Annotated in this window: 13 protein-coding genes and 1 tRNA gene; 7 read left to right on the forward strand and 7 right to left on the reverse strand. The window is 41.9% G+C overall.

All coding sequences use genetic code 11. The features are described 5' to 3' along the window. Positions 1–63: 63 nt before the first annotated feature. The gene (locus tag Q4592_RS02015; RefSeq protein ID WP_303509098.1) at positions 64–2,760 is read right to left on the reverse strand and encodes a hypothetical protein; all 2,697 of its coding nucleotides are present in this window, start codon (positions 2,758–2,760) and stop codon (positions 64–66) included. A 203-nt stretch (positions 2,761–2,963) separates the two neighbouring features. Further along, positions 2,964–3,995 (reverse strand): AraC family transcriptional regulator, encoded by a 1,032-nt coding sequence (locus tag Q4592_RS02020; protein ID WP_303509100.1) that lies wholly within the window; start codon positions 3,993–3,995, stop codon positions 2,964–2,966. A gap of 185 nt (positions 3,996–4,180) precedes the next feature. On the opposite strand from Q4592_RS02020, the gene Q4592_RS02025 reads away from it, so the two are divergent. Together Q4592_RS02025 and Q4592_RS02030 are read left to right on the forward strand one after the other, a co-directional pair. After that, on the forward strand, positions 4,181–4,516 hold the full coding sequence (locus Q4592_RS02025; RefSeq protein ID WP_303509103.1) for a DUF805 domain-containing protein: 336 nt from the start codon (positions 4,181–4,183) through the stop codon (positions 4,514–4,516). After that, the gene (locus tag Q4592_RS02030; protein WP_303509107.1) at positions 4,516–4,998 is read left to right on the forward strand and encodes a hypothetical protein; all 483 of its coding nucleotides are present in this window, start codon (positions 4,516–4,518) and stop codon (positions 4,996–4,998) included. The genes Q4592_RS02025 and Q4592_RS02030 overlap by 1 nt, the downstream gene beginning before the upstream one ends. 325 nt (positions 4,999–5,323) lie before the next feature. On the opposite strand, the gene Q4592_RS02035 is transcribed toward Q4592_RS02030, so the two are convergent. Further along, a complete protein-coding gene (locus Q4592_RS02035) occupies positions 5,324–6,970 on the reverse strand; it encodes a methyl-accepting chemotaxis protein (RefSeq protein WP_303509109.1) in 1,647 nt (548 codons plus the stop codon). Positions 6,971–7,219: 249 nt separating this feature from the next. Here Q4592_RS02035 and Q4592_RS02040 point away from each other — a divergent pair, with 249 nt between their 5' ends. Then, the gene (locus tag Q4592_RS02040; protein WP_201798728.1) at positions 7,220–7,555 is read left to right on the forward strand and encodes a PBPRA1643 family SWIM/SEC-C metal-binding motif protein; all 336 of its coding nucleotides are present in this window, start codon (positions 7,220–7,222) and stop codon (positions 7,553–7,555) included. A gap of 31 nt (positions 7,556–7,586) precedes the next feature. Here Q4592_RS02040 and Q4592_RS02045 read toward each other — a convergent pair whose 3' ends face one another. Next, positions 7,587–8,117, reverse strand: a complete 531-nt coding sequence (locus Q4592_RS02045) for a YaeQ family protein (protein ID WP_303509142.1) — start codon at positions 8,115–8,117, stop codon at positions 7,587–7,589. Between the two features lie 117 nt (positions 8,118–8,234). Beyond that, complete coding sequence (locus Q4592_RS02050; protein ID WP_303509111.1) at positions 8,235–9,773, reverse strand: DUF3369 domain-containing protein; 1,539 nt, start codon at positions 9,771–9,773, stop codon at positions 8,235–8,237. A gap of 176 nt (positions 9,774–9,949) precedes the next feature. On the opposite strand from Q4592_RS02050, the gene Q4592_RS02055 reads away from it, so the two are divergent. Then, positions 9,950–11,170: a diguanylate cyclase gene (locus Q4592_RS02055; RefSeq protein ID WP_303509113.1), complete on the forward strand. Its 1,221-nt coding sequence runs from the start codon at positions 9,950–9,952 to the stop codon at positions 11,168–11,170. A 38-nt stretch (positions 11,171–11,208) separates the two neighbouring features. Here the strand turns inward: Q4592_RS02055 and Q4592_RS02060 are convergent, their stop codons facing one another. Beyond that, positions 11,209–12,399, reverse strand: a complete 1,191-nt coding sequence (locus tag Q4592_RS02060; protein ID WP_303509116.1) for an amino acid aminotransferase — start codon at positions 12,397–12,399, stop codon at positions 11,209–11,211. A 215-nt stretch (positions 12,400–12,614) separates the two neighbouring features. On the opposite strand from Q4592_RS02060, the gene Q4592_RS02065 reads away from it, so the two are divergent. Both Q4592_RS02065 and tpiA read left to right on the forward strand, forming a co-directional pair. Continuing rightward, the gene (locus Q4592_RS02065; protein WP_137673147.1) at positions 12,615–13,391 is read left to right on the forward strand and encodes a YdcF family protein; all 777 of its coding nucleotides are present in this window, start codon (positions 12,615–12,617) and stop codon (positions 13,389–13,391) included. A 115-nt stretch (positions 13,392–13,506) separates the two neighbouring features. Further along, positions 13,507–14,259 carry a triose-phosphate isomerase gene (gene tpiA, locus Q4592_RS02070; protein ID WP_137673146.1) on the forward strand — a complete coding sequence of 251 codons (753 nt, stop codon included), beginning with the start codon at positions 13,507–13,509 and terminating at the stop codon, positions 14,257–14,259. A gap of 58 nt (positions 14,260–14,317) precedes the next feature. Here tpiA and uvrB read toward each other — a convergent pair whose 3' ends face one another. Further along, positions 14,318–16,309: an excinuclease ABC subunit UvrB gene (gene uvrB / locus Q4592_RS02075; RefSeq protein ID WP_137673145.1), complete on the reverse strand. Its 1,992-nt coding sequence runs from the start codon at positions 16,307–16,309 to the stop codon at positions 14,318–14,320. Positions 16,310–16,966: 657 nt separating this feature from the next. On the opposite strand from uvrB, the gene Q4592_RS02080 reads away from it, so the two are divergent. After that, positions 16,967–17,039, forward strand: a tRNA-Asn gene (locus Q4592_RS02080). Positions 17,040–17,041 lie beyond the last annotated feature (2 nt).

Raw genomic sequence — 17,041 nt, forward strand, 5'->3', positions numbered from 1 at the left:
AGGAGCTTACGGGAACTAAGTTGTTAAGCCGTGCAACATTGCAAATGTTGCACGGCTATAGCACTACAATACTTCTGTTTTGCCGCTGCGGTCGTATGAAATAACCGGTGTTAGCAGCGGCTCATCTCTGCCTAGGTATTTGGCAAGAATAATCAGCAATACCATTGTGGTTTTAGGAAGGGCTTCGGTAAAGAAGCCACTAAACCAACCTCTTACCCTTATAAACGATTGCATGGTGTCTATTAGCTCTTCATTGGCTTGGTTAACGATGTTTATATAGGCTGTTGGATCCTTAGAGTTTACCGATTCGATTTGCTGAGTGAGCTTGCTATATATACCCACAAACTGCGACAAGCGCTGTGCATTGCTTAACATGTTTTGTACTTTCTTTTGTAGAAGACTATACGATGTATGAGCGCCCGAAGGTGCCGAGCTTGTAACTTCGGTATCTATAAATGCTTCTAGCTGGCGCTTATTGATTTCACCAGCTTTGCTGGCAGTTTCGATTTGGCCTTTTTCGGTGCCAGATAATGTCATGTTGTATAGTAGTTCGATTGCACTGGCTTCTATTTCACCTGCGTCTGCGTTGGCTAACGCACCAATATCCTTAGTACTTAAGCTTAAATGGCATTCGATGATTGAGCGTGATAACTGCTTACTTTCGCAAAGTACTTTGAAACGGTCTAAGGCTAAAAGGTAGCTTTTATTGTCAATTAAGGGCCACGGTTCTTGAGTTAAGGGGGCTAAAAATTGTTGCATTTCTGCTGGGGTCATTACGCCTTTGTCTTCAAAGCTTAATCCAATACCTATATTGGGGCTGCCGCCAAACTTAAGCGCTGCTAATACATCAAAAGCACTAACAAATTCTGCGCTTCTGCTTTCTTTAAGTGTTTTAGATGTGTGCCTAACAACGCTTTTTGCATTAAGCGCTAACAGTTGACCGGTGTGGTCAACCTTAGCCTGAGCAATTTTTTCTATGAAACTTTGCTCTGAGAAGCTAAAGCTGTCGCCTAGGTTAAGCTTAAGCCCAATTTCTTTAGACACTTTGCTGGTTTTAACCAACCAACCAGTTAATTGGCTTAAGTTGCCTTTGTTTTGCATAGCATGTAATGCATCTAGATTAAGTTGTTTGCCTAATAGCACATCTTGATACAAGTTCTGAGACGCAGCACTACTCGTGTTTAGCAAATTAAAACTGAGCATGGCTTGATTATTAGTTTGTTGACTATGCGAGCCATACACCGATAAACCAAGCTGCAGATCGGCGGCTTTTTTGATTGCTTTGCTAAATGTTGTTCGCGCTTGGTTATATTGCTCTAACCAAGCAGTAACACAACCGGTTAGCGCTTCTACCAATTGCTGATTATTCAGCTGACCTTTTAGGTTGGTTTTAGCGTCTTTAAGCTGCTTTAGTGGAGTAAGCAAAGGCTTTACTTGATCTTGCGCGAGTTCTGCGATGGATGAGATTTCGTCCAATACTCTCTCTTTAGCCTTGTTACAGCTTTTCCCCACGAAATCTTTTAGTTTTAAACGCTCTAACATGGCCGGGGTTAAAAAGGTGTTGTCTTCCAAATATTGGGTTATTTGCTCGGATACGTCATCTGGATGACTCATCCAATCTAGGTGTTTTACACTTAACGCTAAAGACAACTTCTGTTTAACGGCTGCGCCTACTTCAGCAGATAAGCCATCACTATTACCATCTGCCACCAACAATGCGATATCTTGCCAGTTTTCACTGGAGAGCTCTTGCGCTAAGTGCTCATCAAACTGTGCTAATAGCCATGTACCGGGCTCTTTATAAGCTTCTAATAAGTCTTGAAGCTTTTTAGCGGCTCCATCTAATGGCTCCAACGGTGTTGCTAAATAGGCCTCTGCAACTTTATCTAAGCCCTCTAGGTTTAGCATGGCGTCCAGGCTTATGCCTTTGTCGCGTATATGGTTGCTTAGTTGGTGAACGTCAATTTGGAGCCCTACATCTGCTGGTTTTATTACTATTTTAAAGTCACCAGTGAAGGCATAGCTGGCTTTTAACGCTACGCCTGCGCTGGTATTCACTTTGATGTCGAGTACTTTATCGCTGCTAGATACACTCCAAACATGGCCCAATGTAGCGGTAGTAGAACTTGAAACCGCTCTAGTTTGATGAATGATGACACCCTGCATAGCGTGTTTGGGATACTGAGCGTTGATAACATTGGTTAGTTTTTCTATTGAGAGCAGCGGCATTTTTTGCTTAACCAATTGGCCTAAAAAGCTGATTAGCTTTTGGTCATGTGCGACAGCGCAAACCACTTTAACCCGCCATTTTAGGTTAGCCTGACTATCGTTTGCCAAATTGAGCAGTTTAATCGGTAGGTTAACACTTACGCCGTTTGCCAGTTGTAGCTCTTGGTCTATGGCTACTAAGGCCATGTTAGCTTGCTGAAACTCAGAGTATTGTTCACTGTCTGTCGGTAAAACAAGATCAATGATTAAGTGACCACCAATGCGCCCGGTAACCGATAATCCAGTGCCAAGCGGCACCTTCCATTCTTCTGTGGCGAGTTTAAGAGAGGGGTCCGCTGTAACTTGATCAACAAACGAAAATAAACTTCGAAGCTCGGCCGCATCAATACCCACTTTGCTAAGGAGTTTTTTAGCGCCATTATCTAATGCATCCCATGCTTTAGCAGTACCCTGTTCTATTACAATGCCTTCAATCTGATCAACTTTCATAACCAGTTTACTTAAGGCTTGATTAAGGTCTAAAAGTGCCATTGTTGAATCCCTTCGATAACGTGGCTAAGTGGAGAAACCGTAATAATTAGAAACAATAATAATCATAGCCCAGTTAAAGACTAGAGATTTTGAATTTATGAAAATTCATTAGTAACCAAGGCTTTGACCTATCAAACCACGAAAGGTGTTAGGGAGTCTTTGTTTGTAGGCAACATATTTGCTTTTGACATTACTGGCGAAGGCTATGCATTGTTTTGCTTTCTATACTCGCTGGGAGTGCAACCGGATATGCGAGAAAATTCCCGGTTAAAATTAGATTTTGTCTGAAAACCAGAGCTCATAAATACCTGAGTAACTGTATGGTCGGTACTTAACAAGTTGTGTTGCGCGTGCTGTATACGGTATTCATTAACTAACTTAGAGATGTTTTTCTTGTGAATTAGGTTTACCGCAATTGATATCTTTTTTGCTGGGATAATGAGTTTTCTGGATAATTTAGACAAGGTTAAATCTGGGTCCAAGTATAATTTTTTTACATCCAGCAATTGCTCTAATTGATTAACGATATCCTGCGCTTGTTCCGCTAACATTTCTTGATTTGCGTTTTCTTCTCTAGACTCTGGAGTCTCACTTCCTAGGTGTTTTTCTTGGTTTGGCGTGCTTACACCAATAACGACCACCGCAAAAGACAGCACCGGTAGTAAGAAAAGGTGACCAATAGTCACTATGAGCAAAGAAAAACTGCCATGATTAAACATGAAATCTAAAGATACTATCGAGTCTATTGCCGCTGATGCTAAGAGCATCCAACCCGCCAGGTGTTCTGCTTTATTAACTCCTTCCCAACTGCTTAAGGAAATGTTGATTAACAAAGTGTTTTGGCTAGCATGGCGTAACAGCGCTATGCCATAAACTACGTATATAGAGGTAATAAGCGCATCTAAAGGCGGAGTCCACAAAGTTTGGCTTAGTACCGCTAATAGCACTAAGGCTGGGCCTAGAATGTGGCGTAGCCATAGAAATCGCGCTGTTCTGCTGCTCTTTGTAAAACAATACCAAGCTATAACCGGTATTAGGGAAGCTAAAACCGGTTGTATAAATTGCAGTAAGGGCCAATTTACCGTCCAACGCAGCCCAACTACTGCGGTGGTTATTGCACACACTCCCAAAAACAAGCAGCTAGTTTTGGCTAGGTCTGGTGAGCGGATATACAAAATTATCGCCATTAAACTAAGCAATAAAGACACGACAAAAGGCACCGGAATAGCCAGCATAATGAGTTATTAACCTTTACTAAATTTATAAATCCTTGCTTATAACAATATCTGCACCTGCATTGATTACCTAGCCCTTAACCAACAAAAACAGGTTTTAGCACGTCCTAAAACCTGTTTGAGGACGTTTTTGCTGCCGACATAGCCACACTAAGGCTTATTCATTTAGCAATAGGAATAAATGTATGAATTTTTATATTTTAGCTTGGCAGCGTTACTTTGATTTTTCTGGATACTCAACCAAACAAGAGTTTTGGATGTTTATGTTGATTCACTGTCTTATCTGTTTGGCGCTTATTGTATTGGCCATTGCCGTGCCAAATGCAGAATGGCTAGACACCGCTTATAACCTTGTTAGTTTTATTCCGATGGTTGCGGCTATTGTTCGCCGCTTACATGATACGGGTAAACCTGGTTGGTGGAGCTGGATATTTGTACTGCCCATTGCCGGGCCTTTTATACTCGTTTACCTGTTGTGTTTGTCTAGCGTCATTCCACCACAAGCGATGAGGTACGTATAATGAGAAGCGTACTTTTCACATTAGCATTGATAGCAGCTGTGTTTACTGGGCAAGCAGCCACTATTGATTTAACCCCACCCAAAGTGCTGGGTGTTTTAACGGTGAAACATACAACTGAAGGCAATTTGCTTTGGTTACAAGGGCGCGTAGGCGAAGGACAATATTCGACTATTGATGATGCAGGCAAACAATGCTCAATTGATGTGCCTATTGCCATTGGACACTTAACCAAAACACATATTGGCATTGTTAAGCAACCAGGATTAGAGATAGCAATCACAAATCCTGAGTTAAATCATCAGCTGCTTAGCGGTAAACCAGTAGCAAGTGACAATTGGGTATTTAGACCCGCTGACGATTCGTTGCCAGCAGACGGATACCTAGTGAGTGGCATAAACCCTGAAGAAAGCTTTGTTTTAAACTCGCGCAGGCGATGGATATCTTGGCTGTTGAATGACCAACCAAGCTTGGTTTGCCAATAAATCTGTTCCAAGCAGGTTGCTAGTTGATTAAACAATCTTTGTCAAACTGTTAAATGTAACAGTAACCAAATCAGCCAGTAAGTGCTTTAATTTACTTAACTAATCAGTACTCGCGTTCTGTTAAGTTGCTAGGGACTCGGTAGTTTATCTACTGGCCCCCCTAACCTACATGCTAGTTGAACAATTTTGCCTTTTGTTGCCACTAAATGATTTAGTGGCTTTTTTTTGGCTTGTGAAAAGCTGTGCAACTTTACACCTTCTGTTGGTTAGTCCTGCTTGCAGCACGGCCAACCAACATACTGTTTAGTGGAAATCACTCCTATAGCTACAATTTGAACGAGCCAACTAACTGATCAAGCTGATTAGACAGGCGCTGTAAGTGACTGCTGGTGTCGTTTAGCTGCTCTGCTACATCGGCTGTTTCTACTGTAAGCTGATTAATATCTTCAACATTACGATTAATTTCGCCCACCACGCTCGATTGCTCTTCTGTTGCAGTGGCCACTTGAATGTTTTGATCATTAATATGTTCTATATGCTCACTGATCTGAACCAAGGAGTTGTTGGCATTTTCGGCTTGCTCTACCACTAGCAAACTCTGTTCGCGCCCTTGAGACATTGCATTTACAGCTCGAGATGATTCGCCTTGTAGTCGGTTAATCATGTTTTGAATTTCTTCTGTAGAGCCGGCAGATCGGCTTGCTAGGTTTCTTACTTCGTCAGCAACAACCGCAAAACCGCGGCCTTGTTCGCCAGCTCGCGCCGCTTCAATGGCTGCATTAAGTGCGAGTAAGTTAGTCTGGTCGGAAATACTACGAATGGTGTCTAAAATAGAGCTAATTTCTCCAACTTGGTTAGCTAACGATTCTACTACTTCAGTAGCCTGGCCTAACTCATCGGTGAGTACCGAAATCTGCTCACGCACATTGGCTACTGTTTCACCGCCATGCTTAGATTGATGGGTGGCTTCTTTGGCCACTTCAGCAGCCTGTGAGGCGTTTCCAGCGATTTCTCCTACCGTTGCCCCTAATTCATGAATAGCAGTTGCTACTTGTACGGTTCTATCTCGAGAAGTCGTACAGTTTGTTTGGGTTGATTGCGCTCGCTGCTGAACTTCTACTGCTGTATTAGCAAGTTCATTAGAACTGGAAGCGACTTCTTTTATTGCGTGATGGATTTTAGAAATAAAGCTATTAAAACTAGTGCCAATGGCATTAATTTCATCATTTCCAGATAGCTCTATGCGAGTGTCTAGTGCCATGTTGTCGGCAGCCGAAGCAATGGTGCTTTGTAAATAGCCCACTCGGCGTTTCAGACTAAGAACAATATAGGAAGATACAACAAACGAAATGATTAAGCCTAAGCCAATGATTATACTCATTAAAAACTGACCACTAGCGTAGCTACTTAAGCTTTGCTCGTGTTGCTCTTTAGCTTGCTCTAGCAAAGAATCCATAATTGCCGACGTCTCTTTGCGCATTGTTCCGTAGGTTTTGGCATAACGCTTCTGGTATATTTCTTTCGCCGTGTCCAAGTCCTTTTTTTCAAATGCGACTAACATGGGCTCTAGCTCATTTTTGACCATATTCTCGAATTGGCGGAGCAGTTGCTCTACTTCCTTACGCCGTTGCGGATTAACTTGAGCGTCTACCGCATTTTGAAATGCCTCTCGCATTTCTATAATGTCTTCTTGGCGGGTTTCTCTTACCCTTGTTGTTACACCTTTTTTATCTCGTAAAGAGGTTTCCTGTAACAACATCATATCTATACCCACGCGCATTCTCGGTATTCTTGAAGCCACCTCTCCCATCGACCGCATCGGCGCAGAAGTATTGAGATACAACTGTTCCGCCTTTTGTTGAATCTTGGACATACTGTTTAAACTTGTCATCCCCACAACTAGTAGTGCTATACAAGGTAACAGCACGGCAAATATGAGCCGGGTTTGTAATGTAAAACGATTGGCAAACATATATCTTCCTTCTTCAAAAATGCTCAAGCAACAAAACGAAGCGTTAAAACCATGATAATGCTAATGTTATTAAGCATAGTAGGAAGACAATTATTGGTCACTTTTTAGCGAGAGTTTGAACGCAAATCTGCAAGCATTTTACTGATGTACATCAGTCTTTACCGACTAAATCCTTATGTGCAATTATTTACCGTTTATTTGCCAATGCATATGCTGTATAAGCCTGCTGCTAATTACTTTTTTGGGGAAATTATGTCTAAGTTTTTTTATAAGGGCCGAATCGAGAAAAAGCCGAAGTATGAAAGTTTTGGTTTTACGACCAAGCGAGCTGCAAAGTTGGGCACAAGTGAAAACCCATTGAACTTGACTGTTCAAACCGAAGAGAGAAAAGTGGCTGTTGTGGCACTCGCAGACGAGCACCAACTTGCGGTTGAGGTTATTGTTGATGCGTCATCGGAAGAAAATACTCAAGCCTTAGACGTTTTGCTCAACAAGCCAACCACTACTACTTTTGCAACGACGCCTAAACGTAATGATCCTTGTCACTGCGGCAGCGGTAAAAAATACAAGAAATGTTGTGGATAAAAATAGGAAGCCGAAGCTTCCTTTTTTAAACTTACTTTAAACTGCGCCAGTGAATTTCTATTTCATTGTCGTCTGATGTTACGTAAGCTGATTCTTCGGTAATGGTTACCGATAGATCCATGGTACGTTTAACAAAAGAGGCTAAAGTGCTTATCTCTTGCCAGTCAAACTGCCAAACCTGAATACTTAATTGATTAACTTTATTTTCTGTTTGCTGCCACCAAGTATCTGACTTAGCGTTAAAGGTATATACCTTAGCTAACTCCGCTGAACGAGAAGCCTTTTTCATGCGCTCTGGTGTGGGTTCGCCTACATCTACCCATACTTTGGTGTCGTTTTCTAAAGATTTTAACCAAATATCTGGTTCTTCTATTTCACTAAGCCCTTTAGTAAATTCTAAACCTTGTTCTGCGCTATGACAAAAAGCCATGGTACGCGCCATCATTCGTTCTAACGTTTCGGAGGGGTGTTGGGCAATGGTTAAGTTAAGTGTGTCGTAATAATTTCGATTCAAATCTGACAGTGAAATTCGTAACTTATAGATAGTTGGTTTTAGCGCCACAATTGTGCCCATAGTCATAAAAAAGCTTAGCCAGATTGGCTAAGCAAGTAATCAATGGAGCATGCGCTAAATTAAGCAAAAACTCAATCAGAAAGGTTAACTAGAAGTAACTTAGCCCTAATCTGGGTAAGTATTTCTAATTTCGAGAAATTCGTCGAAATCTTCGACCAAAATATCAACCAGTTTTGGATCGAAGTGTTTGCCTTTTTGGTCGGCAATAAAGGTTTTAATTTCTTCATTACTCCACGGTTCTTTGTAAGAACGTTTAGACCCTAGTGCATCAAATACGTCGGTTATCGCCATAATTCGACCAACTAATGGAATATCTTCACCGGCCAACTGACGAGGGTATCCTGTTCCATCCCATTTTTCGTGGTGGCATAGAGAGATCTCTGCGCCTAGTCGAGCAATAATTTTGTTCGAATCTGCTAATAGGTCGTAACCAATTTGAGCATGGGTTTGCATGATTTTCCATTCTTCGGCATCTAATTTACCGGGTTTATGCAATATAGACTCAGGTATGGCAATTTTGCCTAGGTCGTGTAACGGAGCGGCGTGTTTAAACACTTCAACAAACTCTGCATCGAAGCCCAACTTTTGCGCCATCAACTCACAGATTAACGATACGCGTTTAACGTGTGACCCAGTTTCTTTACTACGTTGCTCAATGGCGTCGCCAATAATAAAGATAAGCTCTTTTTGGGTATCTTGAATTTCTTCTTTAATGGTGAGATTTTCAAAGGTTAACGCAATATTTGTAGCAAATACTTCCAACAAACCTTTTTCAATGTCGTCTAATGGCTTCTCATGTTGAACATACAACAAGCTCACACTGCGACTATCGGTTGGATAAAAACCTACGTAGCAGTCTTCAGTTACTAAGGTTTTTTTCTCATCGAGCGCACGCTTAAGCAAACTTTTTACGTTGTCTGGAATTTTGCTCTGGTCAAAATCGTATTCATTGTGTTCGTTGGTAACAAAGTCACCGGTAGCAGCTAACACGTTAAAAGACTGGTGCCGTAAAACGTCTTCGGTAAGAGTAGTAATGTACATTGCTGAGCTTTCTAGCTGGAAAAGCTCAACCAATTGTTTGAGTACAGCTGAACCAAAGTGGTATAGCGTTTTACTTTTCAATACCAAAGAAGTTGATTCGATAACCTGTAATAAACCGGTGCGATGACGCTCAATAAACAGTATGTCTCGATAAGAGCGGATCGCTGAATAGGTGATTGTTTTTAGTTTGGTGGCGGTGAGTTCGGTTTTACTTTTGTAATCATTAATATCGTAATCTTTAATTACCGACTCTTCAGGCGCTTGGCCTGGTTGGCCGGTTCGTAAAATCAAACGAGTAGCATGGTTTTGATGAGTTTCGCGGATCCAACGTACTAACTCTAAGCCAGCATGGTCGGTTTCCATTACTACATCCACCAAGGCAATGGCTATGTCGTCGTTTTCTTGGAAGATTTTTTGCGCTTCTTCCGCACTATAGGCAGAAAGAAACTCCAATTTGTAACCATCTATTTCAACGTCAGATAAAACTAAGCGAGTAACGGAGTGAATTTCGGCTTCGTCGTCAATGACAAGTAATTTCCAGGTTGCTTTGGTAACTTCTTCAGCTGGTTCGTCGATATCATCGATGAAAAGAAAGTCACTCATGCGTCGCTCCATATTCTGTAGATACAGTAAAATTAGAACAGCAAATGCATAATATCAAAGAGTATTAGGGTGTTGCAGGCAAAAACTTAGAGGCTAAGCGTATTATCCATACGTTATTGATTCAAAATCTATTAATAGTTCGATAAAATCCACTCAAACTCAATTACTTGAAAACTATGGAAAGCCGCCTAACTAGCTACAACGTGTTTCCTTCTCTAGTCATACTGTCTGTGGCTGCTGGAATGTTGATTTGGCACTCTGCTTTGTCTAGCAATACAAGAGACATTATTTACTGGATGCCCTACGGTTTAGCTGCCATTACCGCTATGTTGGCTTTGCAGTTTAATCGTCGGCAGCTTATTGCCGTTGTCATGGTTAACTCGTTTAGTTACTGGATTATTTCCAATTATCTTCAGCAACCTTTAGACGTACCCGAAGCGAAAACAGCTTTTACGCTAATCTGTTTATTCATCCCATTAAACTTGGTGTTAAACCAGTTTATTAGAGAAAACGGCAGCAAAACGCGCAGAGCTTGGTTAAGTTACAGCTTTATCCTGTTACAAGTGGCTGCTATCTCGCTAAGCATTAATTACTTCGCCGTTGATATGCTTGGGATTATCGATGAGTGGTTTCCCCCTCGCCCCTTAGATGGCTTAGTGATCAGTTTACACGCCCTTGGCTTAGCCACATTGTGTTTGGTATTGGCCTTTATTCGTTTTTTAAACCAGCCCACCAGTTTGTCTATTGGTTTGTTTTTTAGTTTTGTCGCCAGTGTCTTTCCTTTGGCGTTCCTCGACAGGGAAGCGATTTCGTCAGTATTTTTTGCGGCGTCGATGCTAATTATGCTGTATAGCGGGTTCAGTGCATCACACGAATTAGCCTACCGAGACGAGTTAACCGGTTTACTTGGCAGACGAATGTTGTTTGAGAAGCTGGCTGGTATGTCTAAAAATTATAGTTTAGCGATGGTAGATATTGATCACTTCAAAAAGTTTAACGATACCTACGGCCATGATGTTGGCGACGACGTGCTGGCAATGGTGGCGTCTAAACTCGACCAAATAGAAGGCGGCGGCCAAGTGTTTCGTTATGGCGGTGAAGAGTTCACAGTATTATTCAAAGGTAAAAAGCTCGATCACGCACTTGCCTTTTTAGATGATATTAGAGAAATAATCTCGGAAACGCCCTTTGCTATTCGTGATAAAACCAATCGCGATAAAGGCGACAAAGCCGCTCGAGACGAAGAAGCTAAACCCAAAAATACTGTACAGATTACCGTAAGCATCGGTGTGGCAGAAAAAGCTAGCCATCACGCCAACGCTGAAGAAGTGATTAAAGAGGCTGACAACGCTTTATACAAAGCGAAGAACAAAGGTAGAAATATAGTGGTGGGGTGAAAGTTTGGTTAAGCGCCTTAGCGCTTAACCAAAAAGCTTTAAACTACTGCAGCAATTGCCGCACAAAGCGCTTCCATATTGTTTTTAGTCATACCCGCTACGCTGATACGACCAGAACCTACGATGTAAACACCGTGCTCTTCTTTTAAGGTTTGTACTTGTTCTTTGCTTAAACCAGAGAACGAGAACATACCGTTTTGACGTTGGATGAAGCTATAGTCACCCGTAGCGCCTTTAGCAGCCAAAGTTGCCACGAATAAATCACGCATCTCTTTAATTCGCTCACGCATGTCAGCAACTTCAGCATTCCATTGCGCTTTAAGTTCTGGGTTTTGCAAAATGGTCGTAACCACTGCCGCGCCATGTGATGGCGGGTTTGAGTAGTTTGCACGAATCCCAGCTTTAACTTGGCTAAATGCTACTGCACCCTGCTCTTTGTCGCTAGCGACTAAGGTAAAGGCTCCAACACGTTCGTTGTATAAACCAAAGTTTTTAGAAAATGAACTTGCTACTAGCAGTTCTTTTATCTCTTTGGCAAAAATACGCAGGCCAGCTGCGTCTTCTTCAACACCCTTAGCAAAACCTTGGTATGCAAAGTCGAACAACGGTAGCATTTTTTTGCTGGCGGCTAAGCTAGCAAGTTGTTGCCACTGCTCGGTTGTTGGGTCAATCCCGGTAGGGTTATGACAACAGCCGTGGAACAACACTAGGTCACCTTCGGCAACATGTTCTAGCGAGCTTAGCATTGCGTCAAAGTCTAAATCTTTAGTTTCAGCATTGTAGTAATCGTATGCTTTAACTTCTAAGCCTAAGGCTTTAAAGATATTGCCGTGGTTTGCCCAAGTAGGATTACTCACCCATACAGTACGAACACCCAAGTGGTTGTAGGCAAACTCAGCTGCATTATGCAGTGCGCCGGTTCCACCTGGTGATTGAGCGGTAAATCCACGCTGACTGGTTACAATTTCGCTGTTTTCGCCAAACAATAACTTTTGAACTTCGGTGCCATAAGCTGGATTACCTTCAATACTGAGGTAAGACTTAGTGGCTTCGTTTTCTAAAAGTTGTTTTTCTGCAATCTTAACGGTGGCCAAAACTGGGGTTTGACCCGCTTCGTTTTTGTAAATACCAACACCAAGATTGATCTTGTTGGGACGTGGATCAGCTTTAAAAGCTTCGGTTAATCCTAGAATAGGATCTGCCGGGGCGGCGGTTACGCGCTCAAACATATTTTCCTCACTGCTAATTACATACCTGTATTGAGCGAAGATTACCCTAACTAGCCAAACCTGTCTTTAGCGACAGAAAAAAATATCGGGATAATTTTGATTTAACGCACTTTTTTGGTTTAAGCATCTATTTTTGTCAATTTTGAGTAATCGTATTTCCACCATTAGCCACAATCAATTAAGATGCCTACAACGCATTTGAGAGAAACCACTATATGGACTTAAGTTTAGGTTTTATCGTTAAAAAATGGCTGGGATCGCTGTTGATGCCACTCAACATTTCGTTGTTTTTTTTGTTGCTTTCTTTTTATTTTGGCTTAACCAAACGGCCTTATCGTGCAGCAGCGACGTTACTTCCCGCTTTGCTTATATTAATAGTGACCAGTAACCCGTGGTGGGTTAATGAACAATTGTTAGAAAAAGAGCGTGCGGTGCTCCCCCCTAGTCAATTAGTTGATAGCTTTGATTTTGTTGTGGTACTAGGCGGAGGGCATATAAGTGACCCACTGCTATCGCCCACTGAACAGCTCAGCCGTTCTTCATTTGCTCGCATTATCAAAGGCATTGAGCTGAGTTTAGTTAATCCTCAAAGTCGCTTAATTGTGTCAGGTTATGGTGGCAGCGATCCTAACAGTAATGCTGAGCTAATGGAGAAGGTTGCGCAGCAAGCCAACATTCCACCTGCAAACATCATCACTATTCCTAAAGCGAGAGATACTGAACAAGAAGCCGCGGTTATTGCGACTTATATAGGGCAACGCCCCACTGCTTTGGTGACTAGCGCTACCCACATGCAACGAGCGCTAAAACACTTTAATAAGTATTCGAGCAATATTAGCCCGGTTCCGACAGACTATTTGGGTAAAGAAATTCAAGGAGAACAACAACTTTACGAATTTTTGCCCGACGCACGATTTATTCATCGCTACGATGCCTTATGGCATGAAAAACTGGGTATTTGGTGGCAACAAATTCGTGCTTATTTTTCGTAATCGTTTGTTTTAGATCAGCTATTTTCAGAATTAGACAGATAATTTCGCGTAAACACTACGTTTTTGTAATTTATTCACTATAATCGAGCCAATTTATTTAAAGGAGAGAAGCACAATGAGAACACCTCTAGTAATGGGTAACTGGAAACTAAACGGTACTAAAGATTCTGTTACCGCATTAGTAAATGGCTTAATTGCACCTGCTAAAGCAGCAACAAATGTACAAGCTGCAATTTGCCCACCTGTTGTTTTCTTAGGTCAAGTTGAAGCGTTAGTAGGCGATGCTCCAATCGCTTACGGTGCACAAGATGCTAGCGTAAACACTTCTGGTGCATTTACTGGCGAAAACTCTCCAGTTATGTTGAAAGAGTTTGGCTGTACTTACAGCTTAGTAGGCCACAGTGAGCGTCGTCAGTACCACAACGAAACAGACGCTGTAGTTGCCGCTAAATTTAAAGCTATTCAAGAAAACCAACTAGTACCTGTACTATGTATCGGCGAAACTCTTGAAGAGAACGAAGCAGGCAAAACTCAAGCGGTAGTTGAAACTCAACTTAAAGCTGTTATCGACCTTTGTGGTGTTGAGTCTCTAGAAAACGCCGTTATCGCATACGAACCTGTATGGGCAATTGGTACTGGTAAATCTGCTACTTCTGAGCAAGCTCAAGCTATTCACGCTCACATCCGTAGCTGGTTAGCAGCCCAAAGCGCAACAGTAGCTGAGAAAGTTCAAATCCTTTACGGTGGTAGCGTTAAAGCGGCTACAGCTAAAGAACTTTTCTCTCAAGCAGACATTGATGGCGCGCTAGTTGGCGGTGCTTCTCTAATGGCTGAAGAGTTTGGTGCAATTATTACTGCAGCAAACTAAGATCGTTTTAGCTAAAAAAGCCGCTGTTATCAGCGGCTTTTTTTTGTCTTAGTTTTAGTTAACTCATTTTTACTAATTGTTCCTGCATTTCGGTTATCTCATCACGCACCGCCGCAGCTTGCTCAAATTCCAGCTCTTTAGCATGGTGGATCATTTGCTTCTCTAATTGAGCAATATTTTTAAGCATTACCTCTGGGGTAAGTGCTGCGTATTTAGCTTTAGGTTCAGCAGCTTGTAAAACCTTACTCTTACCAAAGTTACTAATATCCACTACTTTTTTGTTTAGCTTCTTCGGTACAATGCCGTTGTCTACGTTGTATTGATGTTGAATTTCGCGACGGCGCTTGGTTTCGCTGATTGCTTTCCCCATGGAGCCAGTGACTTTATCACCGTAAAGAATCGCTTTACCTTGCGGATGACGTGCAGCACGGCCAATCGTTTGAATCAATGAACGTTCAGAGCGTAAGAACCCTTCTTTATCAGCATCTAGAATGGCAACCAAAGATACTTCTGGCATGTCCAAACCTTCTCGCAATAAGTTAATACCGACCAACACGTCAAACACCCCCATTCGTAAATCTCGAATGATCTCTACCCGCTCTACAGTATCGATATCAGAATGCAGATAACGTACCTTTACTTGGTGTTCAGTTAGGTACTCACTTAAATCTTCCGCCATGCGTTTGGTTAACGTTGTCACCAGAACTCGTTCGTCTATCGCAGTTCTAATGCGAATTTCAGACAACAAATCATCAACTTGGGTATTAACGGGTCTTACTTCTATCTCAGGATCAAGCAATCCAGTCGGCCTAACCACTTGCTCCACAAATTCTTGATTGGTTTTCTCTAATTCGTAATTGCTCGGTGTCGCCGATACAAAAATAGTTTGTGGGGCAATTTGTTCAAACTCTTCAAACTTTAGGGGCCTATTATCCAAGGCAGAAGGCAAACGGAAACCATAGTTCACTAAGTTCTCTTTACGAGACCGGTCCCCTTTGTACATTGCGCCAATTTGCGGAACAGTAACGTGAGACTCATCAATGATTAACATGCCATCAGCAGGCAAGTAATCAAGTAAGGTTGGTGGTGGCTCGCCAGGCGCGCGCGACGATAGATATCGAGAGTAGTTTTCGATACCTGAGCAATAACCCAGCTCGTTCATCATTTCAATATCAAACAATGTGCGTTGTGAGATCCGCTGCTCTTCTATAAGTTTATTGGCATCAAGTAGCTGCTTCTTGCGCTCATTTAACTCTTCTTTAATAAACGAAATGGCATTTAGAATAGTTTCTCTAGGGGTAACGTAGTGGGTTTTAGGAAATATAGTCACCCGCACCATCACTTCTTCTTCGGCCCCGGTTAGCGGGTCAAAGCTGCTTAAGCGCTCTACTTCTCCGTCGAACAACTCTATGCGTACTGCGTTTTTATCGGATTCTGCTGGAAAGACATCAATCACATCTCCCCTAACCCGAAAAGTAGAACGCTGAAAAGCGGCATCATTTCTAGAATATTGTAATTCAGCCAAGCGCCGCAAAATAGCACGTTGATCGATCATGTCGCCAACGCTTAAATGAAGCATCATCTGCAAATAGGACTGTGGGTCACCTAAGCCGTAGATTGCTGACACAGACGCCACTAAGACTACGTCGCGTCTCTCTAGTAGTGCTTTGGTGGCAGATAAGCGCATTTGCTCAATATGTGAGTTTACCGACGCATCTTTTTCAATAAATGTATCGGTAGTAGGAACATACGCTTCTGGTTGGTAATAATCATAATAAGAAACGAAAAACTCAACTGCATTATTAGGAAAGAACTCTTTCATCTCGCCATATAGTTGCGCAGCCAAGGTTTTATTAGGCGCCAATATAATCGTAGGGCGGTTTTGGGTAGCAATCACATTTGCCACAGTAAAGGTTTTACCCGAGCCCGTAACCCCTAATAATGTTTGGTGAGCGAGGCCATCTTCTAGACCTTCATTTAAACTACTGATTGCCTTAGGCTGATCCCCTGCGGGTGTGTAATCAGACACTAAGTCGAAAGGTTTTTTCATTATCTCACTACCGATGAACTGTTCTGAGGCTAAGTTTGTCTATTCTACGCAAAACTACTTAGATTTTACTAACCGTATTACCTTTTCAGGTAATTTAAGCTAACTCCAGCAGAGAATATTGCATTATGCTTTTACTCAGTATATTCAGCTAAATTGTGCACAGTAAGATGACTGTAATGAAAAGTAATGCACATCAAATATTTTGTAAAAGCAACAACTTTATATTGCGGTTAAATTTTGAGCTTTTTTGCCAATAAACCACTAAGCTATTGATATTTATATCGAATAAATAAAAACAGATATAGATCAAATTTGCTTCAACTGACCGTAACTGCTGGGCTAGCGCTGATATTAACTATTTCATGCACACAGTTATCCACAAAATCAGTGGATAACTATCTGTAGATAGCACTAACAAAGGCTTTTCGGCTTTGTGTATAAAATCTGTTCAACAACGCCTGGCTATAAGGAAATGGTTTTTTATGAGATTTAATTATCTGCGCATTATTTATACCAGCTGAGCAACTTTCGATCTGTTGCTTGCAACAACTGGATGTAAGTTGAGCAAACAAACAGAAAATGTCATTTTTGACGTAGAATTAGTTGACACTTATAGGGGCAATTATTACTATGCGCCCCGCACTTAAGCAAAGCGATTCCCCAATAGCTCAGTTGGTAGAGCGGTGGACTGTTAATCCATGTGTCGTTGGTTCAAGCCCAACTTGGGGAGCC

Origin of the sequence: Agarivorans sp. 1_MG-2023 (assembly GCF_030548385.1) — a bacterium.
Taxonomy (GTDB): Bacteria; Pseudomonadota; Gammaproteobacteria; order Enterobacterales; family Celerinatantimonadaceae; genus Agarivorans.

Excerpts from the sequence above, each read along its gene's own strand:
- Q4592_RS02060 (WP_303509116.1), bottom strand. The coding sequence starts at position 12,399 with ATGTTTGAGCGCGTAACCGCCGCCCCGGCAGATCCTATTCTAGGATTA.
- tpiA (WP_137673146.1), top strand. The coding sequence starts at position 13,507 with ATGAGAACACCTCTAGTAATGGGTAACTGGAAACTAAACGGTACTAAA.
- Q4592_RS02015 (WP_303509098.1), bottom strand. The coding sequence starts at position 2,760 with ATGGCACTTTTAGACCTTAATCAAGCCTTAAGTAAACTGGTTATGAAA.
- Q4592_RS02065 (WP_137673147.1), top strand. The coding sequence starts at position 12,615 with ATGGACTTAAGTTTAGGTTTTATCGTTAAAAAATGGCTGGGATCGCTG.
- Q4592_RS02035 (WP_303509109.1), bottom strand. The coding sequence starts at position 6,970 with ATGTTTGCCAATCGTTTTACATTACAAACCCGGCTCATATTTGCCGTG.
- Q4592_RS02020 (WP_303509100.1), bottom strand. The coding sequence starts at position 3,995 with ATGCTGGCTATTCCGGTGCCTTTTGTCGTGTCTTTATTGCTTAGTTTA.
- Q4592_RS02050 (WP_303509111.1), bottom strand. The coding sequence starts at position 9,773 with ATGAGTGACTTTCTTTTCATCGATGATATCGACGAACCAGCTGAAGAA.
- uvrB (WP_137673145.1), bottom strand. The coding sequence starts at position 16,309 with ATGAAAAAACCTTTCGACTTAGTGTCTGATTACACACCCGCAGGGGAT.
- Q4592_RS02025 (WP_303509103.1), top strand. The coding sequence starts at position 4,181 with ATGAATTTTTATATTTTAGCTTGGCAGCGTTACTTTGATTTTTCTGGA.
- Q4592_RS02055 (WP_303509113.1), top strand. The coding sequence starts at position 9,950 with ATGGAAAGCCGCCTAACTAGCTACAACGTGTTTCCTTCTCTAGTCATA.
- Q4592_RS02030 (WP_303509107.1), top strand. The coding sequence starts at position 4,516 with ATGAGAAGCGTACTTTTCACATTAGCATTGATAGCAGCTGTGTTTACT.